The following is a 25,640-nucleotide window of genomic DNA, read 5'->3' as shown; positions in this document are numbered from 1 at the left end:
AATTAAATGATGTTCAAATTGTCCACCAGCGTGCAGCGGCGGAAACGGGTGAAGGTACGCGGCGTGGTGATGCCTTCGCCGGTCGTTGTGGCAATGGAGAAGCTGATATAGCCTTCGCCGCCCATACCGAGGCCTGCGGTGCAGGGACCGTTCTTAACAAAGAGCGTGGTGTCCATCGCTTGGCCCATGATGGTCATGTTCTTCACGTTCATGGTGTGGACCATGGCGGAGTGCTTGTAGCCGTGCTCGGATTCCTTGGCGATACGGACCGCATCGGGGAAGCAACCGGCACGAACGATCGGCAGCAAGGGCATCATTTGCTCTTCCACCACGAAGAGATCATCTGGATCGGTTTCCGTGATGAGCATCTCGGTCTTCGGATCAACCTTCAGGCCTGCGATGGCCGCAAGTTTGGACGCATCGGCACCGACGTAAGCACGGTTCAGGACGGCGTGCGAACAACCGCCACCGCCATCCTTGATGTCGAAGACTTCCTTCTTGATCGCTTCGGTTTGCTGTTTGGTCAGGAGCACAGCACCTTGACGCTTAAGCGCATCCAGCGTGAGCTTGTAGCTGTCACCGACCGCGATGATTTGCTTCTCACCGATGCAGAGAAGGTTGTTGTCAAAACCACCACCGAAAATAATGTCCTTGGCGACCTTGTCGAAATCGAGGGCGGAGCAGTCGTCCACCACAACCGGAGGATTTCCGGGACCTGCGCAGATCGCACGCTTGCCGGTCTTCATCGCGGCATCGACCACGGCCGGTCCGCCGGTAATGCAGAGCAGGTTCACGTCCGGCGAGGCACACAGCTCGTTGAAGGAATCCAGTGAAGGCTTCTCGATCGTGCAAATAAGGTTCTCGATACCGAGTTCGGCCTTGATCGCCTCGTTGAACTCGTGGATCGCGATTGCCGCACAAGCGGCTCCGCCCGGGTGCGGATTGACAACGATCGCGTTACCCGCGGCCACCATGTTTACGATGTTACCGGCAATAGTCGGCACCGAGTGTGTCACCGGCGTGATGCTGCCGATCACACCCCAGGGGGCGGATTCTTCCATCGTGATCCCGGCATCCCCGCTCATGCCGTAGGGCGTGAGATATTCGGTGCCCAGCACGTTCTTGATGCCATAGAGCTTGCCGATCTTGTGATCGAGACGGCCGATCTTGGTCTCTTCGAATTCAATTTTGCCCCAGCGTTCGGCGTTGTCCGAACACATCTGCTTGACGATTTCGATGACCTTGGCACGACCGGCCCAGCCCTTCTTTTTGAGTTGCTCGAATCCACCACGGGCCGCTTTGGCTGCGGTCGCCGCATCCTCGAAAACACCATGGCGTCCGGGGCGAGACTTGATCGTGGGTGCGGATACTGTGCCGCCGGAAGACTGCAACTGTGCAAGCACTTCAGAGACGACATTGCGGATATCTACTTCACTCAATTGGCTCATTGGAAATATTTCCTGTTATCTAATTAACTGTTCTTGGCCTCGTAGGTCTTCTTACCGAGCACGTTGACGGTATCAACGAGCCCGACAATGGCGGCATCGACCGGCAACGCTTTCAGCCCATCGGCCTGGCGTGCGGAGCTGCCCTGGGCAAACATCACCAGTTCGCCCTCGCCTGCCCCAAGCGTATCGATCGCAATGATCGTGTTGCTGCCCGGTTTGAATTGGCTCGGGTCCTCGGGGTCGACCAACATTGGACGGACCAGCAGGAGCTTACGCCCCTTCATGCTGTCGTCCTTCTTGGTCGACACAACGGAACCGATGACTTTTCCCAGATACATCGGGACTACTTGGTTGCGGTGCGCTTGGCAGCCTTGAGTGCAGGAACGATCGACTCGATGTCCTCGTGCGGACGTGCGATAACGTGGGCACTGACAACTTCGCCGTAACGGCCGGCGGTTTCAGCTCCGGCTTCAATCGCAGCATTCACCGCAGCGACATCACCTGTAATGGTGGAGCTCACCAATGCACTGCCGACGCCCTTCATAGAGCCTGCCAGTTCGACATTAGCGGCTTTGAGCATCGCGTCGGTGCCTTGCACGAGAGCGATAAGACCTTTGGTTTCGAGGATTCCGATTGCTTGTTTAGCCATGGTATTTTATTAGGTTGAATTGGTATTTGGAAAATTGATACGGGATAAAGTTAGTGTGCCTGCTTGAAGCGGTAGACTTCGCGGGCGATGACGAGTTCTTCGTTCGCGGGAATGACCATCACTTTGATCTTCGAATCCGGCGCACTGATGATGCCTTCGGCTCCGCGGATGGTCTTGGCGTTTGCTTCGGGGTCGATCTTGACGCCGAGCCCTTCAAGGTCGGCGCAAACCGCGGCGCGCAGCTCGGCGTCGTTCTCACCGATGCCGGCCGTAAAGCTGATCACTTCGGCACCGCCCATTTTGAAAAAGAAACTTCCGGCCCAGTGGCGGATGCTGTCGATCAGGACTTCGCTCGCGAGTTTCGCCTCCGCGTTGCCCTGTTCGGCGGCTTCGCGGATATCGCGGGCATCGTTGCTGACCCCCGACAAACCGAGAAGACCACTTTCTTTGTTGAGTTGGCGTTCGGCTTCTTCCACGGAAATGCCCAACATCTTACAGACGTAGGGAATGGCCATGGAGTCGAGATCGCCGACCCGGTTGTTTTGCGGCAATCCGCTTTGCGGGCTGAACCCCATACTGCCCCCGATGGAGACGCCGTTCTGTATACCCGCCAGAGAGCTGCTTCCACCCAGATGGCAGGAGATCACTCGGAGCGGTTTGCCATTGAACTCTCCGGGGCCTTTGACGTAGAGCCCGCGTGCACGTGCCGCCACATCCTGGCGCTGCAAGAGCTCAGCGGAACGTTCGGCGATGAACTTGTGACTGGCACCATGGAAACCGTAGCGACGGATACCAAGCTCGCGCCATGCCTTGGGTATCGCATAGCTGTACGCGGCGGGCGACATCCACTGATAGAACGCGGTCTCGAAAAGAGCGACGCGTGTCACATTCGGCAGCTTGCTTTGGAAGCAGCGGATCCCTTCCGCATAAGCCGGATTGTGAGCCGGAGCGACTTCCTTGAAGCCATCAAGGGCTTCAAGGACACGCTCATCGGCTTCCACACAACCACTGAGGTCCTTGCCGAGGACGGTCTTAAAACCAACCGCGTCAAGGTCCTCCGCCGACTGAAGATGCCCTTCGTTCACCAAAGTCTCCAACATCTCCTCAATGCAGGGCGTATATTCGGTAACACGCTCAAAACCACCCTTGGCCAGCAACGCGGCATCCGCGTCACACATGTCAAAGAGACGGTATTTGAAGGAGGTGGACCCCAGATTGGCGACGAGTATCTTCATTTCTTTTGAGTGAATCAGTTTTCAGTTGGCTGGTTTTCAGTTTAACCGAAAACTGGTGAACTGATAACTGGAGAACTGCGTAAGCTGTACTTAGCCGATCCAGCTGCCCAGCTTGCCGAGATCGTCGTGCGGGCGAGGGATCACTTGAACGGCAACGACTTCGCCGATCTGGCCGGCGGCGTCGGCACCTGCTTCAACTGCTGCCTTCACTGCGGCGACGTCGCCGGTGAAAAACGCGGTAACGAGACCTGAACCGATCTTCTCCCAACCGGTCATGCTCACATCCGCAGCCTTCAGGGCTGCATCGCAGGCTTCCATGAGGCAGATCAGCCCCTTGCATTCGATCATTCCAATTGCTTGCTTAGCCATAATAAATTTCTCCCTTAAGGGTTATGCATCAAAGTATTTGAGAAGGTCGTCGTGCGGACGTGCGATGACGTTCGAACCGACCAGTTCACCGACGCGGTTGGCCGCTTCGGCGCCTGCTTCAACAGCAGCTTTCACGCTGCCAACGTCTCCCTTGACGAGAACGGTCAGGAAACCGCCGCCGATGGAGATCTGCTTTACGAGGGACACGGATGCGGCTTTCGCCATGGCATCGCTGGCCTCAATCGAGCCGGTCAGGCCCTTGGTTTCGATCAATCCGATGGATTCACTCATGATATTTCTGGGTTTTGGTTGTGGAATTGCGCGTTACGAACATTGAACGTTCAACTTCGAACACGGAAAGATTCGGGTTTGGGATTAGGGATGTCTAAAAGTTAAAAATTGAGCGTTGGACGTTCAGCGTTCGATGTTCACTTCACGAGCTCACAGGGCACGTCCGGACCAAAGCCGCAGGCATTGGCCTCATCGGTGTCGATATGAACTTCGAGTTTAAAGGAAGGATCCACGCGGACAAAGATGCGATCGAAGGTCATGCCAAGGTCGCCCTTGATTCGAAGCTTCATGAAAGACTTGTTTTCGACGCCGTAGTATTCGGCATCCTCCGGGGCCATATGCACGTGAGGAGCAGCGCGAATCACACCCTCCTCCATCTCGAGGAAACCGGCAGGGCCCATCAACATGCAACCCGGCGTGCCGGCAATATTACCGGAGTTGCGAACCGGGATCTTAAAGCCAAGCGAAATCGCATCCGTATAAGCCAACTCGACCTGGTTGAGGTCACGGCAAGGCCCGAGAATGCGAAGGTTGGAAATCACCCGGCTGCGCGGACCAATCAGCGTGACCGACTCCTCGGCTGCATACTGCCCTTCCTGATAAAGCCACTTCATTGGTGTGAGCGTGTGGCCTTTTCCGAAGAGGATTTCCACCGCCTCCTGAGTCAAATGGCAGTGGCGTGCGCTTGAATTGACCACGAGCGGGTTCGGAGCCCCCGACTTAACTACTTGCCTGCCACCAACTTGCCGACGCAGGCTTTCGCGGACGAGGGTTTCAATTTGGAAACGACTGAGTTGAGGTAAATTAGCAGAAGCCATTGGATTTATTTTGAAATTCGGCTTCAAAAACCAAATTTTCCACACATTTGTCAACATATATCTTGCATAAACCCAAATAAATCCAACATTCAGTCCACATGTTAGCCCCTGAGCGCCAGCAACAGATACTCGCCCTACTGGAAGAACGCGGCACCCTCCGCACGATCGACCTGGCCGAGGAATTCCAAGTCACCGACGAAACGATCCGACGTGACCTACAGGTGCTGGCAGAGAGCAATCAGCTGACCCGGGTCCACGGCGGAGCGAGCAGCTTGAGTGGCCGCCCCAAACTACAATCCTTCACAGAGCGGCGCGGGCTTCAGGTCGAGAGCAAGAAAGCCATCGCTCAAGCAGCCCTCAGCCTGGTCCAGCCGGGGCGGACTTACGCCTTCGATAGCAGCACGACCGCTTTTGCGCTCATCTCCGCCCTACCTGACTTACCTTACCGCGTCGTGACCAACGCCTATGCCGTGCTGGATCATATGACTCGCATGGAAAATGTGGAACTCATCTGCACCGGCGGACGTTTTCACCCGAAAACCCAAACCTTCGTCGGCGGCGAAAGCATCGACACCCTGCGCCGCCATAATGTGCACACCGCTTTCATTTCCTGCATCGGTTTTGATACCCAACGGGGAGCCAGCGAAGGCTTCGAACAACAAGCCACCTATAAAGAGCGCCTCGTGCAGCTCGCCGAAAGTGTCGTCCTGCTGGTCGACTCCACAAAGCTGAACCAACGCTCTGAATATTTCTTTGCAGGGCATGAAAGCATCTCCCTGATCATCACGGACAGTAACGCCGACCCCAAGACAATCGAAACACTCCGCAATATGGGCTGCGCGGTCGAAATCGCACCACTGCCCGAATCCAAAAGCTAACACCCCGATTCCTCACTAGATTCCATGAGCCAGAAGAAAGTCTATCTCGCAGTTGACCTCGGTGCCGGCAGCGGACGCGTCCTTGCCGGAGAATACGACGGAACCCGGATTGAGTTACATGAACTGAACCGTTTCGACAATACACCCGTCGAACTCCCCTCCGGTTGGCATTGGAATCTACCCGCGCTCTACCAAAACATCCTGGATGGCCTGAAAATCGCAGCCGAACGTTATGGCGACAGCCTTGTCAGCCTGGGGATCGACACCTGGGGCGTAGACTATGGCCTGCTGGACAAGGATGGACGCCTTCTCGGACTCCCTTACCAATACCGCGACAGCCGAACGGACGGAATGATGGAAGCCGCTTATGCCAAGGTTCCAAAGGAGGACATCTATGGCACGACGGGGATACCCTGCATGTTTTTCAACACCCTCTTCCAATTGGCGGCCGAAATTGAAACCCAAAATCCGGCCCTGGAAGTCGCCGAGGACCTACTCTTCATGCCCGACCTGCTGGGGTATTTGCTGACTGGAAAAAAGACACAGGAGCGCAGCATTGCCAGCACATCACAACTCTACAATCCGAACTTACGGAATTGGGACTACGAGCTCATCGAGAAACTCGGCCTGCCTAAAAAACTCTTCAAGGAAATCAGCGATTCCGGCACAGTGCTGGGGCCAGTCGCCCCGAACGTTGAGGATAAAACCGGCCTTAACGGATTGAAGGTCGTCACTGTTGCCGGACATGACACCGCTTGCGCAGTCGCCGCGGTTCCCAGCCAGGCACCAACACCAGCCTACCTGAGCAGCGGCACATGGTCGCTCATGGGGCTCGAACTGCCCACCCCCGTCATCTCCGGGCAATCCTATAGCGATGCGTTCACCAATGAGATCGGAGTGAACAATTCCGTCCGTTTCTTGAAAATTATTTGCGGCCTTTGGCTGATACAAGAATCCAAGCGTTACTGGCTGGCCCGCGGTGAAGATGTGCCCTACAGCAAAATGGCCGGCTTGGCTCGCGAGGCCGATGCCTTCCGTTCCCTGATCGACCCGGATGATCCACGTTTTGCTGAAGCCGGGCGCATGCCGGAAAAAATCCAGGAATACTGCGCCGAAAGCAATCAACCTGTCCCTCAAAGCAAGGGGGAAATTATCCGCTGTATCTACGAAAGTCTGGCTCTTCGCTACGCAGACGTATGGGAAAAGCTGATACAATATACAGAGGACAAGCCCAAGTCCCTGCACATCGTCGGTGGCGGTTGCCAGGACAAGCTGCTCAACCAGCTCGCCGCCAACGCGATCGGCGTCACGGTCACCGCCTGCCCCGTTGAGGCGACAGGCCTCGGAAACATCCTCACCCAGATGCTCGCCGACGGGAGCGTTCAAAACATCGGCGAAGGCCGTTCGATTGTCTTAAAATCCGCTCTGGTCGAAAGCTATGAGCCCGCTGATGCCGATGCTTGGGCTGAGGCAAAGAAGAAATACAAGAAGGTGATCGCCACAAAATAAGCGCTAAATATAAATAATTTTCGAATCAACTGAGATGAGCCTGCTGCACACCCCACCCAATCGTCCGACCGGCAAATCGGTCCAGATGATGACCACCTGTCTCTGTGACGCGTTTTTTGCCGACGTTGCCCAAGCCACCGTCGAAGTGCTGGAATTCCTCGGCTGCGACATCGAGCTTCCCGACGGCCAGACCTGCTGCGGCCAGCCCGCCTTCAACGCCGGGGACTGGGAGAACTCCCGCAAGGTCGTGCGCCATGTGGTCAAAACCTTTGCCGGAGACAAGCCGATCGTGGTCCCCTCCGGCTCCTGCGCCGCCATGCTCTTCCACGGCGCACCGCTCGAATTTGAAAAGGAACCAGATCTGGCAGAGGTGCAGGCCCTGGCAAACCGCACCTGGGAACTCATGGACTTTATCGTGCACGGTCTCGGTGTCACGGAATGGCCGGGCCAGTATGACGCCAAAATATCCGTGCACCGCAGTTGCCACCTCCGGGGATCAAAGAGCCCGGAAGCCATGGCGACCCTGCTGGGCTCGATCGAAGGACTCACGGTCGAACCGATCGAGGAAGTCGAACAGTGCTGCGGCTTCGGCGGGACGTTCTCGGTCAGCTTTCCCAATATCTCGCAGAAGATGGGCACCCTCAAGATCGAACACCTCACAGCCAGCAAGCCGGACGTGGTGGCGGCCGCCGACATGGGCTGCATGATGCATTTCGGCGGCATGATGGACAAGCAGGGCCTGCAAACCAAACGTCTCCACATCGCCCAGATCCTGCGCGACTCACTGAAAAACGCCGGCAAGCTATGAAAACACTTCAAAAAATCGACGCCGTCGCCCGCGACCTGAGCGAGGAAATCCACGACGCCAATTTCATCGGCGCGAAGATGAAGTCGGAGCGCCGCCAAGCCACACTCTTCCGGGACTACGAGGACCCCAACAAGCTGCGTGAAACCGCCGGCCGGATCAAGCAACACACCCTCGAACATCTGGACCAATACCTGGAGCAAGCCGAAGCGTCCTTCACCCGTAACGGGGCAAAGGTCCACTTCGCGGTCGATGGCGAAAGCGCCAATGCCACCGTCCTCAGGATCATGCAGGAGAACGGCGCCAAGCGGATGGTGAAATCGAAGAGCATGGTGACCGAGGAAATCCACCTGCTCGACTATCTCGAAAAGAATGGCATGGAAGTCGTCGAGACCGACCTTGGTGAATTCATTCTACAGATCGACGGCGACCATCCCTCACACATCGTCACCCCCATCGTGCACAAGAACCGCCGCGGGATCGCCAAGAGCTTTGAGCGTGAAGGACTCGGCGAATACAATGACGATCCGGAAACCATCACCCGCCGCGCCCGCAAGTACCTGCGCCAAAAGTATCTCGACGCGGATGTCGGCCTGACCGGGGCCAACTTTGTCTCCGCCGAATCCGGACGCATCGCCATCGTCACCAACGAGGGTAACGCCCGTTTCTGCATGGCCGCGAACAAGATCCATATCGCCGTGGTGGGCATCGAAAAGCTGGTACCGTCCGACCGAGACCTGGGCCTCTTTCTCAATCTGATCGGACGGTCCGGCACGGGACAGCAGCTGACCGTCTATAACCAATTTATCGGTGGCCCGCGCCGCGAAGGACAGCCGCACGGTCCGGAGCAGATGCATATCATCTTCGTGGACAATCGCCGCACCGAAGTCCTGGCCAGCGAGTGCCGTGAAATCCTGCGCTGCATCCGTTGCGGCGCCTGCTTGAATGTCTGCCCGATTTACCGCCAATCCGGAGGCCATGCCTACCGCAGTGTCTATCCGGGCCCGGTCGGGGCCGTCCTCAGCCCCCTGCTCGCGGGCAACCGTTTCCCCGAGCTCGCAGACCTGCCCAAGGCATCCAGCCTGTGCGGCGCCTGTAACGAGGTGTGCCCGGTCAACATCCCCATCCCCGACCTGCTCCTGCGCCTGCGCGACAAGGCAAAACGGGAACACGTCAGCGAAGCCATGAAGGGCACGCCGAAGCTGGGCATGTGGGCCACCCTCTGCTCGCAGCCGACGATGTGGAAGACTGCGCTGTCGATGGGGCATACCATGAATTATATTCCCACCGAAATGATTCCCCACCCCTCCGCCAAGGCCTGGCAGGCCAGCCGAAAGCTGCCGAAGTTCCAAGGCGGTGAATTCAGAAAATGGTTCAAGGGACGAAACAAAAACTAACGCCCTCGGTCTAAGCTCCCATGAAATTAACAACACTGATCTCCACCCTTCTTTTCGCCGCGCTTTCGACCAATATTCTTGGAGCAGCGCAAACGGAATTCGAACAAACAATTACCCGGAACCTCATCCGCGTGGAAGATGGCAGCCCCAAGGCGGTTGCGCCGGCCGAGCTCGGCAGCAAGGACTACTATGCCATCTACTATTCGGCCCACTGGTGCCCGCCCTGTCGGCGCTTCACTCCCAAGCTGGTTCAATTCTATGACGAGCAGTCGGCCAAGCATGACAATTTCGAGATCATTTTTGTCAGCAGCGACAAGAATGAGGACGCCATGCTGGAATACATGGTCGGCACCAAGATGAACTGGCCCGCACTGGAGTATTCACGCAAAAAATCATCCAAGGAACTGACCAAGTACTGTGGTTCAGGCATCCCCTGTCTCGTCCTTGTGGATAATGAAGGAAAGGTCCTGGCAGACAGTTTCGTGGCCGGCAAGTACGTCGGTCCCACAAAAGTAATGGAGTCACTCCGGGAGAAACTGGAGCAGTAGGCGCCGCAGTCTTAAAAATCATGAGCAACGATCGCGAAAAAATCTTCTCCGCCATCCGCAGCGCGCTGGCCCCATTGAAGGAACGCACCCCGAAGCCCGAATGGGACACGGACCTCGCCGTCTGCCGGGCAAGCGGTGAGTTCGAAAACCTGAAGGCGCAATTCGCCGACAAGCTGGGCTTCGCGAGCGGCAAGTTCTTCGACTCGATCGAGGCACTGGGCGCATTCCTGAAATCCGAAAGCAGCACCTTCGGCTACTGCGATCCGGAATTGGCCGATCAATTCCGTCAGCTGGAGGGCATCCGCTTCGAGACCGCCTACGACGAGTCCAAGATCAACGAGTACAGCTTCGGCATCACCAAAGCCAGCGCGGCAGTGGCCGAAACCGGAACCATCATGCTGAAGGACGGTGACACCAGTGCACGGCTCGCCGCCCTGGCACCCTGGATCCATGTCGCAGTGATCAACGAGAAGGATATCCTGCCCAATTTACAGGAAGCGATCCGGCGTTTTGGGGACGACCCTTCGATCATCTTTGCAACGGGACCCTCCAAAACCGCAGACGTGGAAGGCATCCTCATCGAAGGCGTACATGGCCCCGGTATTCAAGTCGGCCTCGTCATGCCTTGATCGAATCGGGAAAGGCCACCCGCCTCCCGTATTCCCAATTTCACGCACACAGCACCCAATCATTAATTATCCCAAGAATCATCATGAGTATAGATATGCAAAAATACATCGACTACATCAGCAAGGTCAGCGGCAAGATATTGCTCGGCTGTGACGGCTTCGTTGATGAGGTGTATCAAATTGTCAGTGAGCGTAAGAGCCTGACCGAATATACCCCCATGAACCAGCTGAAGCACTTCGGCGAACTGATAGTTGAAAGAGCCGATGGCGGTGTCGGACTCGAGATCGTGCACAAGCGCCGCTGCGAAGGAGGCTTTGGCATCAACACCGGCCGCGTGGCAGGCATGCTCGGCCTCCAACCCAGTCTGGCCGGTCTCTTCGGTGCCAGTGAAACCGATCCGGCTTTCGCCCCGTTTGAGGATATTTGCCAACTGATCTCCCTCGGGGATCCCGCGCTGACCCTTGCCTTCGAATTCTCAGACGGCAAGGTCCTGATGAGTGACCTCAAGACGGTCGCCAATCTGACTTGGGAAGACTTCGTCGCACATTTTGGTAAAGACAAGCTCAAGACGCTGTTTGCCGACGTGGATATTCTGGGACTCGGCTACTGGTCACTCACTCCGGATTTCGACAACCTGCTCAAGGGCTTCGTGTCCCAGTATGACGACGCCAAGACGCCCAAGCGCATGTTCTTTGACTTTGCCGACATCAAGAAGAAGTCAGCCGAATCCTTCACCAAAAGTCTCGGCCTGATCACTCAGTTCAATGCGAAAATTCCAATGACGCTCAGCATGAATGAGCACGAAGTCTTTGAACTGCTAGCACGCATCGGCATCGAGTCACCGGGGCACGACCCCGCCCGGATCGCATCCGCGCTCACCGCCGCACGCCAGAAGATCGGAATCGACGAACTGGTAGTCCACACGCCCACGTTCGCAGCAGCCTCGAGCAAAGACGACGGCGAAGCCTTCGCCATGCAGGAAACACAGACAAACGTCATCCGCACGGCCGGTGCCGGAGACACCTTCAACGGGGGCTATCTCTGCGCCTCTCTCGGGGACCTGACGGTCAAGGAGCGCCTGGTCATCGCCAACGCGGCAACCGCATTTTTCGTGACCCACGCCTCACCGCCGACCAAGGAGGAAATCATCGCGCAGATAGAGCAGGCCACGGACAAGTAATACCACTTCAACGAATTTCATAGGGACGCCTTTTCCGGGCGTCCCTATTTCATATAAGCCTTCGAATCCTCATTCACCTACGTACCACATCCGCATCGTCCTTAAGGTCGATGCGACACAATGACGGAATGAATAAAGAATGGGTATGAGGAGCAATCGCTTTCGCGCCTTCGTTAAAACCGCGAAATCAGCAACTCGCGCTCGAAGATCATTTCCTTGGGCAAATGCTGGAAGAGCTCGATAAAGAGTTCCTCATGTTGCAGGGTTTGGCGACGCAGGGTATCCCGGTCGATCGCCATCAAGGCTTCAAACTGCTCTTCGGAAAAGTCCAGTCCGCGCCAATCCAAATCCGAGTAGCTCGGCATCCAGCCGATCGGCGTCTCCTTGGCAAAGGCCCGGCCCGTAGCGCGCTCCACGATCCAGCGCAAGGGACGCATATTGTCGCTGAAGCCCGGCCAAAGCCAGTTGCCGTCCTTGTCCTTGCGGAACCAGTTCACATTAAAGATCCGTGGGGTCTCTGTCAGGCTGCGCTGCATCTTGATCCAGTGGCGGAAGTAGTCCCCCATGTGGTAGCCACAGAACGGCAACATCGCCATGGGATCGCGGCGCAATTTGCCCATCGTGCCTTCGGCAGCCGCCGTCATTTCAGAGCCGGTGGTGGCGCCGAGATAGACCCCGTGCCCCCAGTTGAAGGCCTGACTGACGAGGGGGACATCGCTCATACGCCGCCCCCCGAAGATCATAGCATGGACCCGAACGCCCTCAGGCTTCTCCCAGTCGGGGTCGATCACCGGACAATTCGCGGCCGGCGCGGTAAAGCGGCTGTTCGGATGCGCGGCGGGCGTTTCACTCTCAGGCGTCCAGTCATTCCCCTTCCAGTCGATCAAGTGAGCCGGCGGCTCTTTGCTCATGCCCTCCCACCACACATCGCCGTCATCCGTCAGGGCGACATTGGTGAAGATCGTGTCTCTGGAGCAGGATGCCATGGCGTTGGGATTGGTGCCCTCGGACGTCCCCGGCGCGACCCCGAAGAAGCCGGCTTCCGGATTGATCGCATAGAGGCACCCGTCGGGGCCCGGCTTGATCCAGGCGATGTCATCCCCGACACAAGTCACTTTGTAGCCCTCCATTTCCTTCGGGGGTATGACCATGGCAAAGTTCGTCTTGCCACAAGCACTGGGAAACGCCGCTGTCACATAGGTCTTCTTGCCATCCGGTTCCTCCACCCCTAGAATCAGCATGTGCTCGGCCATCCAGCCCTCGTCCCGGGCCAGGGTGGAAGCGATCCGAAGCGCGAGGCACTTCTTGCCCAGCAAGGCATTGCCCCCGTATCCGGAACCGTAGGAGACAATGGCACGCTCTTCAGGAAAGTGAACGATGTGCGTATTCTCCGGATCACAAGGCCAGGCCACATCTTCTTTGTCACCATCCAGCGGATAGCCCACCGAGTGCAGACAGGGCACGAAGAAGCCGTCGTGCCCCAGAGCCTCAAGGACCGGTGTTCCAATCCGCGCCATGATGCGCATGTTCACCACCACGTAGGGCGAATCGGTAATCTCGACACCGATCTTGGAAATCGGCCCCCCGACCGGCCCCATACTGAAGGGGATGATGTACATCGTCCGGCCGTGCATACAGCCTTGGAAGAGATCCTTCATCTTGCGCCGCATCGTCCGGGGATCTTCCCAGTTGTTGGTCGGCCCGGCACCGTCCTTATTCTGGGAGCAAATGAAAGTTTTCGATTCAACCCGGGCCACATCGCCCGGATCCGAGCGAAACAGGTAGCTATTCGGTCGTTTCGTCTCATTCAGCTTCACGCAGGTCCCCCGCTCGACCATCATCTCGAAGAGTCCGTCAGCCTCTTTTTGCGAGCCGTCACACCAGTAAAAAGTGTCCGGTTCGCACAGCGTGATCATTTTATCCACCCATTTCAGAAGGGCTTTATGGCTAGTGGGAGCAGTATTGATGGTAGTCATGTTTGAATGCTATGACCTGAACCTGAAATGGTAAGCCTAAAATCGAAAATATTCGCTTCCGAAGCTTTCTCCGCGAATCTACTTGATCCGCCTCAAGATTTCTCCTTCCTCCAAGGTTTGCGGCCACGCAAGGCCTCATCGATTCGAATTTGCAGATAACCTTTCCGTCCTGACTGAATGTCCCGTAAGAAAAAGCCCACCGACGACGAAACATTGGAGCTCGGCCTCGACGCCGCGCAGCACAACAGCCCCAAACAGGACGAATCCGGATCTGGCGGCGATGATGACATTTTCGACTTAGCCACAGACTCCGGACACGTCGATGACATGTTCAGCTCCTGGTTCCTGGACTATGCGAGCTACGTGATCCTCGAGCGTGCGGTCCCGCACGCCAACGACGGGCTCAAGCCCGTCCAGCGCCGGATCCTCCACTCCATGCGGGAACTCGAAGACGGTCGCTACAATAAGGTGGCCAATGTTATCGGCAACACGATGAAGTACCACCCGCACGGGGACGCCTCCATCGGGGATGCCATGGTCCAGCTGGGCCAGAAGGAGCTGCTCATCGACATGCAGGGCAACTGGGGCAATATTTACACCGGTGACTCCGCCGCCGCAGCCCGCTACATTGAAGCGCGCCTGTCCAAGTTTGCCTTGGAAGTGGTCTTCAATCCGAAAACCACAAAGTGGCTGGCTTCCTACGATGGCCGCAACAAGGAACCGGAAACCCAGCCGGTCAAATTCCCCCTGCTCCTCGCCCAGGGCGCGGAAGGCATCGCCGTCGGCCTCTCCTGCAAGATCCTCCCCCACAATTTCTGTGAATTGCTGGAAGGCTGTATCGCGCTGCTCCGCAAGGAAACACCGGTCATTTACCCCGATTTCCCCACCGGCGGGATCGCCGACGTCGCCGAGTACAACGACGGGAAGCGCGGAGGCCGGGTCAAAGTCCGCGCCCGCATCGAGACACGAAAGAAAAACCTACTGGCCATCACAGAGCTTCCCTTCGGCAAGACCACGACGTCCTTGATTGATTCGATCCTGTCCGCCAATGACAAGGGCAAGATCAAGATCGCCCGGGTCGAAGACAATACCGCCGACAAGGTGGAAATCCTCGTCTACCTACCTTCCGGATCGGACGCCGAGACCGTCGAACAGGCGCTTTACGCCTTCACCGACTGCGAGGTCTCGATCTCGACCAATATCTGCGTGATCGAGAACGAAAAGCCGCACTTCTTCGCGGCCACCGACCTGCTCTACCTCGCCACGGAAAAGACCCGCGACCTGCTCAAGCTCGAACTGGAAATCCAGCTCGGCGAGCTTGAGGAAAAGTGGCATTTCAGCTCACTGGAGAAAATCTTCATCGAGAAACGGATCTACCGCCGCATCGAAGAGGAAGAAACTTGGGAAGGCGTCATTGCAACGGTCGACAAGGGCCTTGATCCCTACAAGAAACAGCTCAAGCGCGAAGTCACCCGCGAGGACATCCTTCGCCTGCTGGAGATTAAGATCAAGCGTATCTCCAAATACGACTCCTTCAAGGCCGACGAGCTGATCAAGGCACTGGAGGACGACATCGCGGAAACGCTCAAGAACCTCAAATACCTCACCAAGTATACGATCCGCTGGTTCTCCGAACTGCTGAAGAAATACGGCAAGGGCCGCGAGCGGAAGACCGTGCTCGACTCCTTTGAGAAGGTCGTGGCCCAGGAAGTGGTCATCGCCAACGAAACCCTTTATGTCGACCGCAAGGAAGGCTTTGCCGGCTACGGCATGAAAAAGGACGAAGCCATCTGCAAGTGTTCGACCCTCGATGACGTCATCGCGATCAACCAAGAGGGCAAGCTGATCGTCAGCAAGGTCAGCGAGAAGGCCTTCTTCGGCAAGGACATCCTCCACATCGACATCTTCAACCGCGCCGATCCGAACGCGCTGACCTACTGCATGGTCTACCGCGACGGCAAGACCGGCCCCACCCTGGCCAAGCACTTCACCGTCGGCGGCGTGACCCGTGACAAGGAGTACGACCTGACGAAGGGCAAGCCAGGCTCCCGCATCTTCTATATTTCCTGCTATGAGACCAAGGGCGGCGAGATGGACGCCGTAAAAGTCAACCTCAAGCCGGCTCCACGCCTGCGCAAGACCGAGGAAACGGTCTTCTTCAAGGACCTGGCGGTCCGTGGACGCGGTGCAGGCGGCAATATCGTGACCAAGAACTCTGTCCGGAACGTGGTACGCCTGCCCAAAGCCGCACGCGAGGAAGCGGCCACCGAATAGCTTTGAAGCACTGGCTGCAGAACCGCCGCGTTCGTTTCGCGTTCATCGGGTGCCTCGGTATCGGTCTGCTCGCCTTTGTCCTCTACCATGTGCTCGACACCGAACCGGCGGCGGAGATCAGCGACTTCAGCAGTGATGGTTGCTCGCTCTTTCCTGACCGTTCCCTGATCAATAAGGACGATTGGTGCCAGTGTTGCTTCGAGCATGACATTGCCTACTGGAAAGGCGGCACCGAGGCCGAACGCCTGGCAGCGGATGCAGCCCTGCGCGACTGTGTGTTGCAAAGCACCGGCAACCACGAGCTCGCGGAAACCATGTATCTGGGTGTCCGGCTGGGAGGCAGCCCTTACTTCAAGAACTGGTACCGATGGGGCTATGGCTGGAACTACGAACGCAAGTACCGCGCCCTCAGCGAGAAAGAGGAGACGCAGGCCGCCTTTAAGTTGGCCAAATTCTACGCCAACAATCCGAAACTGCCCTGCTCCCGACAGCTAATCGGCCTAGAGTAAGGCCCCGAAGCCCCAGCCGGCTCAGGACTCGCTGTCGCGTTCTTTGGCGACATTCACCTTAAGCGGACGGCCGGACAATTCACGCCCGTCCAGCTGCTGGATGGCCAGATCGGCATCCTGGGCATCCGCCATGGTGACAAAGCCAAAACCGCGGGGACGACCGCCACCGGGACGATTGACGATGATGGCATCCTCAACGGTACCGATGGTGGCAAAGACCTCGCGCAGGTCATCGCCGGTGGCTTCAAATGGAAGGTTACCTACGTAGAGACGGACAGACATGTGTATGGGAAAATTTCGGGTTGGTGTATTAAGAGGCAAGTAAGTAGCGGGCGGACTCCGTGGCTGACAACCATTAATTAAATCCGGTTTCGGATTTGCCAAATACAGCGGTGCAGGCTTCCGTCAGGTTTTGACTGTATTGGCCGTGAATTCCGAAAAGAAGAAAAGTACCATCCTGCGCGTCTCCGCCTATCTGTTCCGCTACAAGGGACTGTTCTGGCTGACAATCGGTTTTGCCGCGGGTATGACCCTGATGGAAATCGCCGTCCCCTACGCGATCAAGGAGATCATGGACAACATCTCCGACACCGGTGCGATCCAGGGACTACTGATCGGGGTCGGCGTTATCGCACTGCTCTATCTCGGCAGCGAAGTGTTCAACAGTCTTCGCATCCGGGTCAACAATACCCTCGAGCAACGCGTACTCCTGGAGATGCGACGGGACCTGCACAGCAAACTTCTGCGACTGCCGGTTTCATTCTACGACCAGCGTAAGAGCGGCGAAATCTCCTCGCGTGTGATCGAGGACGTCGCCTCCGTCGAACGCGCGCTGCTGGACGGCACGGAACAGGGCACCGGCGCCATCCTCCGCATCATCGGGATCACGACCGTGCTCTTCATCATGCAGCCCACCCTGGCTTGGTGCGTATTCCTGCCGGTTCCGATTCTGCTCATCGTCGGGGTCTTCTACTCCAAACGCTCCCGTAAAATATGGAAACAGATCCGGGAAAGTGCCGGCGACTTGAACAGCCTGCTGGTCGAAGACATCCAGGGCAACCGCCTGATTCAGACCTTTGGCCTGCAGAAGCGTGAATCCGCCCGTTTCGAGGAAAAGGCCGAGGACCTGCGCCAGAAGACCCTGCACGCAATGTTCCGCTGGTCGCTCTACAACCCGGCCACGAGTCTGGTCACCAAGCTCGGCTTCCTTAGCATCGTGGCCGTGGGTGGGTATTTCGTCCTCAACTCGACCGCCGGCTTCAGCATGGGCGAACTGCTCGCCTTCTTCCTTTACGCCAACATGCTTTACATGCCGATTTCGCAATTGCACGGGCTTAACCACCTGATTGCCGCCGGACGCGCCTCCGGTGAACGCGTCTTCGAGGTCCTGGACGCGGAGGTCGAAGTCGACGAACCGGAGACGGCCCGGACACTCCCCGACGGCCCGATCGACGTTGTCTTTGAAAATGCACGTTTTGAATATCCGGGCCGACCCGCCGTACTGGAGAACTTCAACCTCACCCTTGCGGCCAACTCCGTGACCGCCTTGGTCGGGCATACCGGCGCGGGGAAGTCCACCGTGGCCAACCTGGCTATGCGCACCTACGATGTCACCGATGGTGAGGTACGGCTCTGTGGTATCAACATCAAAAACTTAAGCCTCAACGACTTGCACGAGAAGGTCGGTCACGTCGCCCAAGACCCCTTCCTCTTTGAGGGCACCGTCCGCGACAATCTCCTGCTGGCCAAGGAAAACGCCGGCGAAGCCGAAATGATCCAGGCATTGAAACTGGCCTGCGCCTGGGAGTTCGTCGACATCCTCCCCGAAAAGCTCGACACCAACATCGGGGAAAAAGGCATCCGCCTGAGCCAAGGTGAAAAGCAGCGACTCACCATCGCCCGGGTTCTGCTCAAGAACCCGCCTTTTGTTATCCTCGATGAAGCCACCGCCAGCGTCGACACCATCACCGAACGCAAGATCCAGCAGGCCCTCGACAATCTGGTGAGTGATCGCACGGTCCTCGTAATCGCCCACCGGCTATCCACCGTACGGCGCGCCGACAAAATCGTCGTGCTCGACCAAGGCAGCATTCTCGAGGCCGGCACCCACGACAGTCTGATCAATGCCGATGGGCATTACGCCGACCTTTGGCGGCATCAAAGCGACTTGATTCCGGAATACGGAGAGCCCGCCTAAGACAAGAATGTAAGCGTTTACCCCTTGACGGGTAAATTTTCGAGTCACTTAATATGCCACCTGTAAAACCTCAGTGACTTTAGCGCTCCGCCTAAGTTGGATTCATTCCTGCTATAGCTTGGGCAGGCTTCTTTTCTTAGCTTTTTATGACAACTTCCGGAACCAGTGATTCAAGTGAGACCATGCACAGAGAACTTATAGTGCAAAACAAGATGGGCATCCACGCCCGTCCGGCCGCTATGATCGTGCGTATTGCCAACACCTATTCCGGAGATGTCTGGGTTGAAAAGGACGACGAACAAGTCAATGGCAAGAGTATCATGGGCCTGATGATGCTGGCTGCCGGCAAGGGCTCCAAACTGACCGTTCGAGCCGAAGGCTCCGCCGAAGAAGCCAAGAAGATGCTGGAGGACTTGGAAGCTCTCTTCGAGCGCCGCTTCGAGGAAGCTTAGCCCGCCAAAACTCTCCTGAAAATTGTAGTTCACAGGTTGACTCCACTCCGTTTTAAACGTTCGTTTAAAACATGGCTAAAGCTCCTGCTGTCTCCCAGAAATCTGCCGACCGGACACGCAACCGGATCATAAAGGCGGCCGAAAAACTCTTCGCGGAAAAAGGTTTCCGCGCGATGACGCTGCGGGATGTGACCCGGTTGGCGAAAGTCAATTTAGCGGCGGTCAACTATCACTTTGGCTCCAAGACCGACTTGGTGCGCGCCGTGATCTGGCAGCGCTTCGAGCCGATCAACCGTGAGCGGATGGAGCAACTGAAGTCGTTGATCGAGTCACACGCGCCGAAGCCTGTCCCGGTCGAAGCCACGCTGGATGCGCTGATCCGTCCCCTGTTCAAATGCATGAACCAATCGGGCAAACCCGACACCACCCTGATGCAGCTGATCGGTCGCGCCATCACGGAACCGGCAGAATTCATCGGACCGCTGCACAAGGATTTCTTCGGCGAGCTCTGCTGCCGCTTCACTGATGAATTACGGCGCAGTTGCCCGGACATGACTGAGGACGAGCTACAATGCCGCTTCTATCTGGTGGTCAGCACGATGCTGGGCAGCCTGATCGAGCAGGTACGCCTAAATAACCTGACCGACGGTAAGTTGGACGCCGATCAGTTCGATAGAATGGCGGACGAGCTCATTCATTTCGTGGTCGCGGGATTTATTGCATAAATCGCCCTCCCAAAAGCATGCCCCTCAACCAAATCCAGTCTGCCCTCACCCTGACAACCGCAGCATTGCTGGCGGGCTGCGCGAGTGCGCCACAACCGGCGGCGGCTCCGGATCTGGCGATTCCGGGAAGCTGGGCCGCTCGCTCAACGGACGCGACTGGAGCGGAAACATGGGGCAGCCTCTTCCAGAGTGAAGGTTTGGCCGAACGAATCGAGATGGCACTTCTCCAAAACCCGGATTTGGCCCTCACTGCCGCCCGGCTCGATCAAGCCATTGCGGAAGCCCGCATCGCCGGAGCCGACCGTCTTCCGAGTCTGGGGCTCGGCCTCGGCGGCTCCCGACAAAAAATCAACAGCTTCGGTCCACAATCCGTCGGCGGCATCCGCTTTGAGAACTACGAACTGAAGCTCAACCTGAGCTGGGAACTCGACGTCTGGGGGAAACTCCGCGATCAGAAATCGGCGGCATTGGGAGAAGTCCAGGCCAGCGACTCGGATCTGGCCGGGGCGCGTCTTTCGCTGCAGGCGCGCGTGGCCCAAGCCTGGTTCAACCTGCTCGAAGCCCGGGAGCAATTGACACTGGCGGAAAAGAATGCGGCCGCCTATCAAGCGAATCTGGATACTTTGGAGAGCCGCTTTCAGCGAGGGCTGAGCGACGGCTTGGACCTACGGCGCATCCGCGCCCTGAGTGCCGGCGCCGAAGCCGAAGTCAGCAGCCGGCAACAGGCGCTCGACCAGGCGACCCGCAGCCTTGAAATCCTACAGGGAGCCTATCCCGACGGACAGACGGAGACCGAAGCGTGTCTGCCCGCCCTCCCCGCGGCACTGGACGCGGGCTTGCCCGCCTCCCTGCTGGAACGGCGCCCGGACCTGATCGCCGCGGAACGACGCCTGGCCGCGAGCGAGGCCACGCTGAACGCCGCCCGCAAGGAGCGTCTCCCGCAAATCAGTTTAACCGCGTCCGGAGGCACCGCCTCCCAGGAATTCAAAGACCTGCTGGACAGCGATTTCTCGGTCTGGAGCCTGGGAGCCAATCTCGCCCAGCCGGTCTTTCAGGGAGGCCGCATTCAGGGCGGGATCGACCGGGCCGCTGCCCAGCGCAAGCAAGCGGCCGCCAATTACCGCAGCACGGCACTGCAGGCCTTCTACGAAGTCGAAACGACCCTGGCCGCTGAAACCTATCTGAAGCAGAGCTACGCACACATTCAAGAATCCGCCGACGAAGCCGAAGCCGCTGAAGCGCTCGCATGGGAACGCTACCGCAACGGCACCACCGACTTTTTGGATGCCCTGGACGCCCAGCGCACCTCTGCCAGTACCCGAAGCCAGGCAATCCGCCAGCGCAACCAACTCCTGCAAAACCGGATCGAGCTCTATCTCGCACTCGGAGGCCCGGTCGACCGTCAACCATGAGAACGATTCTACCACTCTTCATCCTTGCCGCAGCCCTACTCGCCACCGCTGCGCTCATCCATTTCAAACCGGAGGCCAAGGTCGCCACACCGCAGCGACCGGTGACAACGATCGAGGTTCTGACAGTCGAACCGGCAACCGTACAGCTGACCGTATCGAGCCAGGGCACCGTGCTGCCGCGAACCGAGACCAACCTGGTCGTGGAAGTCAGCGGACAAATCATTGAGGTCGCAGACAATTTCCGGGCCGGTGGCCGCTTTACCGTGGGCGATGTACTGCTGCGGATCGATCCGGCCGATTACAAAGCAGCCGTGGCCGCCCGGGCCGCCGATTTGGCAAATGCGGAACTGGCCCTGGCCCAGGAAAAAGCGCTGGGGGAGCAAGCCCTGGCCGACTGGAAGGCATTGGGCAAAGGCACTCCCAGCGACCTGACCTTGCGCAAGCCCCAACTCGCGCAGGCACAGGCATTGGCTGACAGTGCTGAGGCCGCACTCGAACGCGCCCGGCGTGACCTAGACCGAACCGAGTTAAAAGCACCTTACGGTGGACGTGTACTCAGCAAGTCGGTGGACCTGGGACAGTACGTCATCGCGAACCCGGCCAATCCCATCGCCACCATCTTCGCAACGGACATCGCGGAAATCCGTCTGCCCATCACCGAACACGAAGCCAGCTTCCTACAGGATCCAGAACAGGCGCCCGCAACCGTTCACCTCAGTGCGGGGACACGCCAGTGGACCGGCCGCCTCGTCCGCCTGGAAGCAAGTCTCGACACCGGCAGCCGCCTTCTTTCCGCCATTGTCGAAGTCAACGATGCCTTCGCCAATACCGAGCAAACCATGCGACGGGGCCTGTTTGTCGATGCGGTGATCGAAGGTCGGACAATAAACCAAGCCTACGAGCTCCCCCGCTACGCTCTACGCGGTTCCGACACAGTCTATGTGCTCACAGATGAAGCGACATTGGTCACCCATACCGTCGAAATCGTGAAGAGCGACATCAACCGCATCGTCGTTCAGGACGGCCTCAATCCCGGAGATCAGGTCGCGACCAGCCCCATTGCCTACTACGTGGAAAATATGCCCGTCCGGGTCCTTAAAACCGAATGATTCGCTGGTTCACACAAAACGGCGTTGCCGCCAACCTGCTTGCCGGGATTGTGATCGTGGCCGGGCTTTTCATTGCCCGCACGGTCAAGCTCGAGCTCTTTCCCGAGCTCGACCTTGACATCGTGAGTGTCGCCGTGCCCTACCCCGGGGCGGCCCCCGAAGAAGTGGAAACCGGCATTGTCGAGTTGATTGAAGACCGCATCCAGGATGTTGACGGGATCAAGAAGATCACCGGCACCGCAGGGGAAGGCTACGGCTCGCTAGCCATCGAAGTGGAGCGCGGTTACGATGTCACCGAGATACGGGACAAGATCAAGACACGGGTCGATGCCATCACGAATTTCCCGGAAGAAGCCGAGGAACCTACGGTCGAAGAAATCCTCCTCCGCAACGAGGTCATCTCCCTAGCCATTTACGGCGATACCGACCTGAAAACACTCAAGAACATCGCGGAAAGCGCACGGGACGAGTTGAGCATACGCGAGGACCTGACGCAGGTGGATATCAAAGGCATCGCCGACTACGAGATCTCCATCAATGTGTCCGAGAAGACCTTGCGGCGCTACGGTCTTAGCTTCGCCCAAGTGGTACAGGCGGTCCGTTCGAGCTCGGTTGACATTCCCGGTGGCACGATCAAATCACGCGGCGGCGAAATCCTCCTGCGCACCACGGGCAAATCCTACACCGGCCCTGAGTTTGCCGACATTCCCGTCATTACCCGAAACAACGGAACCATTATACGTCTCGGCGACATCGCCGAGATCGACGACGGCTTTGTCGATGACCCGCTGATCACGAATTTCAACAGCAAGCGGGCCGTTGTCCTGAGCATTTTCGCGGTCGGCGACGAGAGCGTTCTGGATATCGCCAAACGGGTCCGGAAATTTGCCGACGACTTCGAAGCACAGTTGCCATCCGGCATCCAGATCGAACCTTTCCGCGATCTCACTTACTATTTGAAAGGCCGCCTACAAATGCTGATCCAGAACGGGATCTTCGGCCTAATGCTGGTCTTTGCCGTCCTGACCCTGTTCCTGCGTCCCTCGCTGGCCATCTTCGTCATATTGGGCATTCCGATTTCCTTCCTCGGTGCCCTGCTCTTCCTCCCCGGGCTGAACATCAGCATCAACCTCGCATCGCTCTTTGGTTTTATTCTCGTGCTGGGGATCGTGGTGGACGATGCCATCATTGTCGGGGAGAGCGTCTTCACCCAGTTCCAAAAACACGGCGGTCCCGGTGTGGAAGCCTCAGTCGCCGGCACCCACAAAGTCTCGATCCCGGTCACTTTTGCCGTCCTCACCACCATCGTCGCGTTCTTGCCCATTCTCACGATTCCCGGCTTCCTCGGGAAGTTCTTCTTTCCGATTCCGGTCGTCGTCATCGCCACCCTGATCTGGTCGCTCATCGAGTCCAAACTCGTCCTGCCCTATCATCTGACGCTCTGCCGTGTGGGCGGAGGCGACCGCGAAAAGCTAGGCTGGCTACGACGTCAGCAACGCAGGATCGCAGACGGACTCGAACGCTTAATCGAGAAGTACTACCGCCCCTTCGTCCGCCTCGTCATCCGTTTTCGCTATGCCACCGTAGCCACTTTCATCGGCATCCTAATGCTGATGATCGGCATGCTCGCGGGCCGGCACATGCCTTTTGTCTTCTTCCCCGAAGTGCCTTCCGACTACATCGTGGCCAGTCTCGTCATGCCGGAGGGCACCCCTTTCGAGCTCACCGAGAAAGCCATCCGTCAAATGGAGTCCGGACTGGATGAACTGATTGAAGAGATCAAGAAGGAGGGCCACGGCGAACCGTTCCAGAATGTCATCATCACCCTCGGCTCCCAACCCTTCGGTTCCAGCGGAGGTCCGATGGGTACTAGCGTGACACAGACGAAATCGAACATAGGGGAGATCGTGGTCGAATTGATCAAGCGCGAAGACCTGGCCGGCGGGGGTGACATCGAGACACTGTCCGCTCCCAACTTGGCCAACCGCTGGCGCGAGCGCATCGGCCCGATTGCAGGGGCCAAGGAACTGACCTTCAATGCCAATGCCGCCGGCGGGGCCGGCAGCCCGATCGACATCCAGTTGTCCGGACGTGATTTTGCACAGTTGCAAGCCGCCTCGGAAGCCATCAAGGCCAAGCTGGCCACCTACGAAGGCCTCTACGACATCCGGGACAACTACAGTAGCGGCAAACGCGAGATTCAATTGGACATCAAAGCTGCCGCACAAGCCCTCGGGCTCCGTCAAAGCGATCTGGGGAACCAGGTGCGGGCCGCCTTTTACGGGGTCGAAGCCCAGCGCATCCAGCGTGGACGCGACGACATCAAGGTCATGGTCCGCTATCCGCCGGAAGAACGGCGCTCGGTTGAAAACCTCGACGAGCTACGGATCCGTACCCCCGAAGGAAAAGAAGTACCCTTCGAGGCAGTGGCCGACTTCGACATCGACGACGGGTTTTCCACGATCACCAGGGTGGATCGCCGCAGGGTACTGAATATCACAGCCAATGCCGATAAGAACGTGGCGGACCTGGTCTTGATCAAGGCCGACTTGCGCGGGGATGACGAAGCGCATGGCTATCTCAGGCAAATCATGAAGGACTATCCCGGAGTCTCCTGGTCCTTTGAAGGGGAAGCCCGTGAACAGGCCGACATCTTCGCCAACCTGAAATACATGACCCTGATCGCCCTTTTCATCATTTATGCGCTCCTCGCAGTGCCCTTGAAGTCCTACATCCAGCCTTTCATCGTCATGATCGTCATCCCTTTCGGCCTCATTGGAGCCATCGGAGGGCACTTTCTGATGGGACAATCGATGAGCATCCTTTCCATACTCGGCTTCGTTGCGCTGGCGGGCGTCGTTGTCAACGACAGCCTCGTCCTTGTCGACTTCATCAATCAGGAACGAGCCGCAGGCATGCCCATCCGGAAAGCCATCGAAGAGGCCGGCGCCATGCGCTTCCGCCCGATCGTACTCACCTCCTTGACCACCTTCGTCGGCCTGCTTCCGCTACTCTTTGAAACCAGCCTGCAGGCACAATTCCTGATCCCAATGGCCACCTCGCTCAGCTTTGGCGTGCTCTTTGCCACCGCCATGACACTCCTGTTGGTCCCCGCCTTCTACTCGATCCTCGAAGACATCCATGACCTCGCAGGGAAGGCCTGGAAGGCCATCCGAAATGGGCTCGGCCGCTAGTTCCGGCTTGTGTGGAACCAACAGACCGGCAGAGA

Annotated in this window: 24 protein-coding genes; 15 read left to right on the top strand and 9 right to left on the bottom strand. The window is 57.7% G+C overall.

Annotated elements, in window-relative coordinates; translation table 11 throughout:
• Positions 1–2: 2 nt before the first annotated feature.
• From O2597_RS03740 to O2597_RS03710, 7 genes are all read right to left on the bottom strand, one after another.
• Positions 3–1,448: an aldehyde dehydrogenase gene (locus O2597_RS03740; protein ID WP_269522850.1), complete on the bottom strand. Its 1,446-nt coding sequence runs from the start codon at positions 1,446–1,448 to the stop codon at positions 3–5.
• A 23-nt stretch (positions 1,449–1,471) separates the two neighbouring features.
• Positions 1,472–1,786, bottom strand: a complete 315-nt coding sequence (locus O2597_RS03735) for a EutN/CcmL family microcompartment protein (protein WP_269522849.1) — start codon at positions 1,784–1,786, stop codon at positions 1,472–1,474.
• A gap of 5 nt (positions 1,787–1,791) precedes the next feature.
• Positions 1,792–2,097: a BMC domain-containing protein gene (locus O2597_RS03730; RefSeq protein WP_269522848.1), complete on the bottom strand. Its 306-nt coding sequence runs from the start codon at positions 2,095–2,097 to the stop codon at positions 1,792–1,794.
• A 50-nt stretch (positions 2,098–2,147) separates the two neighbouring features.
• Positions 2,148–3,332, bottom strand: a complete 1,185-nt coding sequence (locus O2597_RS03725; RefSeq protein ID WP_269522847.1) for an acetate/propionate family kinase — start codon at positions 3,330–3,332, stop codon at positions 2,148–2,150.
• A gap of 90 nt (positions 3,333–3,422) precedes the next feature.
• Entirely contained in the window at positions 3,423–3,701 is a 279-nt protein-coding gene (locus O2597_RS03720; RefSeq protein ID WP_269522846.1) for a BMC domain-containing protein, read from the bottom strand.
• Positions 3,702–3,722: 21 nt separating this feature from the next.
• Complete coding sequence (locus O2597_RS03715; protein ID WP_269522845.1) at positions 3,723–3,992, bottom strand: BMC domain-containing protein; 270 nt, start codon at positions 3,990–3,992, stop codon at positions 3,723–3,725.
• 137 nt (positions 3,993–4,129) lie between these two features.
• Complete coding sequence (locus tag O2597_RS03710; protein WP_269522844.1) at positions 4,130–4,810, bottom strand: phosphate propanoyltransferase; 681 nt, start codon at positions 4,808–4,810, stop codon at positions 4,130–4,132.
• Positions 4,811–4,908: 98 nt separating this feature from the next.
• Here O2597_RS03710 and O2597_RS03705 point away from each other — a divergent pair, with 98 nt between their 5' ends.
• From O2597_RS03705 to O2597_RS03675, 7 genes are all read left to right on the top strand, one after another.
• Positions 4,909–5,688 carry a DeoR/GlpR family DNA-binding transcription regulator gene (locus O2597_RS03705; RefSeq protein WP_269522843.1) on the top strand — a complete coding sequence of 260 codons (780 nt, stop codon included), beginning with the start codon at positions 4,909–4,911 and terminating at the stop codon, positions 5,686–5,688.
• Positions 5,689–5,712: 24 nt separating this feature from the next.
• Positions 5,713–7,197 (top strand): rhamnulokinase, encoded by a 1,485-nt coding sequence (locus O2597_RS03700; RefSeq protein ID WP_269522842.1) that lies wholly within the window; start codon positions 5,713–5,715, stop codon positions 7,195–7,197.
• A gap of 34 nt (positions 7,198–7,231) precedes the next feature.
• A complete protein-coding gene (locus tag O2597_RS03695) occupies positions 7,232–8,005 on the top strand; it encodes a (Fe-S)-binding protein (RefSeq protein ID WP_269522841.1) in 774 nt (257 codons plus the stop codon).
• The gene (locus O2597_RS03690; RefSeq protein WP_269522840.1) at positions 8,002–9,399 is read left to right on the top strand and encodes a LutB/LldF family L-lactate oxidation iron-sulfur protein; all 1,398 of its coding nucleotides are present in this window, start codon (positions 8,002–8,004) and stop codon (positions 9,397–9,399) included. Before O2597_RS03695 ends, O2597_RS03690 begins: the two co-directional genes overlap by 4 nt.
• Positions 9,400–9,419: 20 nt before the next feature.
• On the top strand, positions 9,420–9,947 hold the full coding sequence (locus O2597_RS03685) for a thioredoxin-like domain-containing protein (RefSeq protein ID WP_269522839.1): 528 nt from the start codon (positions 9,420–9,422) through the stop codon (positions 9,945–9,947).
• A gap of 20 nt (positions 9,948–9,967) precedes the next feature.
• A complete protein-coding gene (locus O2597_RS03680) occupies positions 9,968–10,576 on the top strand; it encodes a LutC/YkgG family protein (protein ID WP_269522838.1) in 609 nt (202 codons plus the stop codon).
• 95 nt (positions 10,577–10,671) lie between these two features.
• Complete coding sequence (locus tag O2597_RS03675) at positions 10,672–11,757, top strand: carbohydrate kinase family protein (protein WP_269522837.1); 1,086 nt, start codon at positions 10,672–10,674, stop codon at positions 11,755–11,757.
• Positions 11,758–11,930: 173 nt separating this feature from the next.
• Here O2597_RS03675 and O2597_RS03670 read toward each other — a convergent pair whose 3' ends face one another.
• Positions 11,931–13,733 (bottom strand): phosphoenolpyruvate carboxykinase (GTP), encoded by a 1,803-nt coding sequence (locus tag O2597_RS03670; protein WP_269522836.1) that lies wholly within the window; start codon positions 13,731–13,733, stop codon positions 11,931–11,933.
• A gap of 177 nt (positions 13,734–13,910) precedes the next feature.
• On the opposite strand from O2597_RS03670, the gene O2597_RS03665 reads away from it, so the two are divergent.
• Positions 13,911–16,007, top strand: coding sequence for a DNA gyrase/topoisomerase IV subunit A (locus O2597_RS03665; RefSeq protein ID WP_269522835.1), 2,097 nt, complete (start codon positions 13,911–13,913; stop codon positions 16,005–16,007).
• 2 nt (positions 16,008–16,009) lie between these two features.
• Positions 16,010–16,516, top strand: coding sequence for a hypothetical protein (locus tag O2597_RS03660; RefSeq protein ID WP_269522834.1), 507 nt, complete (start codon positions 16,010–16,012; stop codon positions 16,514–16,516).
• A gap of 21 nt (positions 16,517–16,537) precedes the next feature.
• On the opposite strand, the gene O2597_RS03655 is transcribed toward O2597_RS03660, so the two are convergent.
• Positions 16,538–16,798 (bottom strand): RNA recognition motif domain-containing protein, encoded by a 261-nt coding sequence (locus tag O2597_RS03655; RefSeq protein WP_269522833.1) that lies wholly within the window; start codon positions 16,796–16,798, stop codon positions 16,538–16,540.
• Between the two features lie 145 nt (positions 16,799–16,943).
• Here O2597_RS03655 and O2597_RS03650 point away from each other — a divergent pair, with 145 nt between their 5' ends.
• From O2597_RS03650 to O2597_RS03625, 6 genes are all read left to right on the top strand, one after another.
• Complete coding sequence (locus tag O2597_RS03650) at positions 16,944–18,713, top strand: ABC transporter ATP-binding protein (RefSeq protein WP_269522832.1); 1,770 nt, start codon at positions 16,944–16,946, stop codon at positions 18,711–18,713.
• 146 nt (positions 18,714–18,859) lie between these two features.
• On the top strand, positions 18,860–19,165 hold the full coding sequence (locus tag O2597_RS03645; RefSeq protein ID WP_345782996.1) for an HPr family phosphocarrier protein: 306 nt from the start codon (positions 18,860–18,862) through the stop codon (positions 19,163–19,165).
• A gap of 71 nt (positions 19,166–19,236) precedes the next feature.
• Positions 19,237–19,890: a TetR/AcrR family transcriptional regulator gene (locus O2597_RS03640; protein WP_269522830.1), complete on the top strand. Its 654-nt coding sequence runs from the start codon at positions 19,237–19,239 to the stop codon at positions 19,888–19,890.
• 17 nt (positions 19,891–19,907) lie between these two features.
• Positions 19,908–21,302 carry an efflux transporter outer membrane subunit gene (locus O2597_RS03635; protein ID WP_269522829.1) on the top strand — a complete coding sequence of 465 codons (1,395 nt, stop codon included), beginning with the start codon at positions 19,908–19,910 and terminating at the stop codon, positions 21,300–21,302.
• Positions 21,299–22,411, top strand: a complete 1,113-nt coding sequence (locus O2597_RS03630) for an efflux RND transporter periplasmic adaptor subunit (protein WP_269522828.1) — start codon at positions 21,299–21,301, stop codon at positions 22,409–22,411. Before O2597_RS03635 ends, O2597_RS03630 begins: the two co-directional genes overlap by 4 nt.
• Entirely contained in the window at positions 22,408–25,605 is a 3,198-nt protein-coding gene (locus tag O2597_RS03625) for an efflux RND transporter permease subunit (RefSeq protein WP_269522827.1), read from the top strand. Before O2597_RS03630 ends, O2597_RS03625 begins: the two co-directional genes overlap by 4 nt.
• The last annotated feature ends 35 nt before the right edge of the window (positions 25,606–25,640 follow it).

The organism is Coraliomargarita parva (assembly GCF_027257905.1).
Classification (GTDB): domain Bacteria; phylum Verrucomicrobiota; class Verrucomicrobiia; order Opitutales; family Coraliomargaritaceae; genus Coraliomargarita_A; species Coraliomargarita_A parva.
Note: the sequence above shows the minus strand (reverse complement) of the source record. Positions and strands in the feature narration are given on the sequence as shown.

What these genes read in the sequence shown, in the direction of transcription:
- O2597_RS03640 (WP_269522830.1), top strand. Translation starts at nt 19,237, where the DNA reads ATGGCTAAAGCTCCTGCTGTCTCCCAGAAATCTGCCGACCGGACACGC.
- O2597_RS03655 (WP_269522833.1), bottom strand. Translation starts at nt 16,798, where the DNA reads ATGTCTGTCCGTCTCTACGTAGGTAACCTTCCATTTGAAGCCACCGGC.
- O2597_RS03730 (WP_269522848.1), bottom strand. Translation starts at nt 2,097, where the DNA reads ATGGCTAAACAAGCAATCGGAATCCTCGAAACCAAAGGTCTTATCGCT.
- O2597_RS03705 (WP_269522843.1), top strand. Translation starts at nt 4,909, where the DNA reads ATGTTAGCCCCTGAGCGCCAGCAACAGATACTCGCCCTACTGGAAGAA.
- O2597_RS03625 (WP_269522827.1), top strand. Translation starts at nt 22,408, where the DNA reads ATGATTCGCTGGTTCACACAAAACGGCGTTGCCGCCAACCTGCTTGCC.
- O2597_RS03720 (WP_269522846.1), bottom strand. Translation starts at nt 3,701, where the DNA reads ATGGCTAAGCAAGCAATTGGAATGATCGAATGCAAGGGGCTGATCTGC.
- O2597_RS03635 (WP_269522829.1), top strand. Translation starts at nt 19,908, where the DNA reads ATGCCCCTCAACCAAATCCAGTCTGCCCTCACCCTGACAACCGCAGCA.
- O2597_RS03725 (WP_269522847.1), bottom strand. Translation starts at nt 3,332, where the DNA reads ATGAAGATACTCGTCGCCAATCTGGGGTCCACCTCCTTCAAATACCGT.
- O2597_RS03685 (WP_269522839.1), top strand. Translation starts at nt 9,420, where the DNA reads ATGAAATTAACAACACTGATCTCCACCCTTCTTTTCGCCGCGCTTTCG.
- O2597_RS03670 (WP_269522836.1), bottom strand. Translation starts at nt 13,733, where the DNA reads ATGACTACCATCAATACTGCTCCCACTAGCCATAAAGCCCTTCTGAAA.
- O2597_RS03675 (WP_269522837.1), top strand. Translation starts at nt 10,672, where the DNA reads ATGCAAAAATACATCGACTACATCAGCAAGGTCAGCGGCAAGATATTG.
- O2597_RS03680 (WP_269522838.1), top strand. Translation starts at nt 9,968, where the DNA reads ATGAGCAACGATCGCGAAAAAATCTTCTCCGCCATCCGCAGCGCGCTG.
- O2597_RS03710 (WP_269522844.1), bottom strand. Translation starts at nt 4,810, where the DNA reads ATGGCTTCTGCTAATTTACCTCAACTCAGTCGTTTCCAAATTGAAACC.
- O2597_RS03690 (WP_269522840.1), top strand. Translation starts at nt 8,002, where the DNA reads ATGAAAACACTTCAAAAAATCGACGCCGTCGCCCGCGACCTGAGCGAG.
- O2597_RS03715 (WP_269522845.1), bottom strand. Translation starts at nt 3,992, where the DNA reads ATGAGTGAATCCATCGGATTGATCGAAACCAAGGGCCTGACCGGCTCG.
- O2597_RS03695 (WP_269522841.1), top strand. Translation starts at nt 7,232, where the DNA reads ATGAGCCTGCTGCACACCCCACCCAATCGTCCGACCGGCAAATCGGTC.
- O2597_RS03645 (WP_345782996.1), top strand. Translation starts at nt 18,860, where the DNA reads ATGACAACTTCCGGAACCAGTGATTCAAGTGAGACCATGCACAGAGAA.
- O2597_RS03740 (WP_269522850.1), bottom strand. Translation starts at nt 1,448, where the DNA reads ATGAGCCAATTGAGTGAAGTAGATATCCGCAATGTCGTCTCTGAAGTG.
- O2597_RS03630 (WP_269522828.1), top strand. Translation starts at nt 21,299, where the DNA reads ATGAGAACGATTCTACCACTCTTCATCCTTGCCGCAGCCCTACTCGCC.
- O2597_RS03700 (WP_269522842.1), top strand. Translation starts at nt 5,713, where the DNA reads ATGAGCCAGAAGAAAGTCTATCTCGCAGTTGACCTCGGTGCCGGCAGC.
- O2597_RS03735 (WP_269522849.1), bottom strand. Translation starts at nt 1,786, where the DNA reads ATGTATCTGGGAAAAGTCATCGGTTCCGTTGTGTCGACCAAGAAGGAC.
- O2597_RS03665 (WP_269522835.1), top strand. Translation starts at nt 13,911, where the DNA reads ATGTCCCGTAAGAAAAAGCCCACCGACGACGAAACATTGGAGCTCGGC.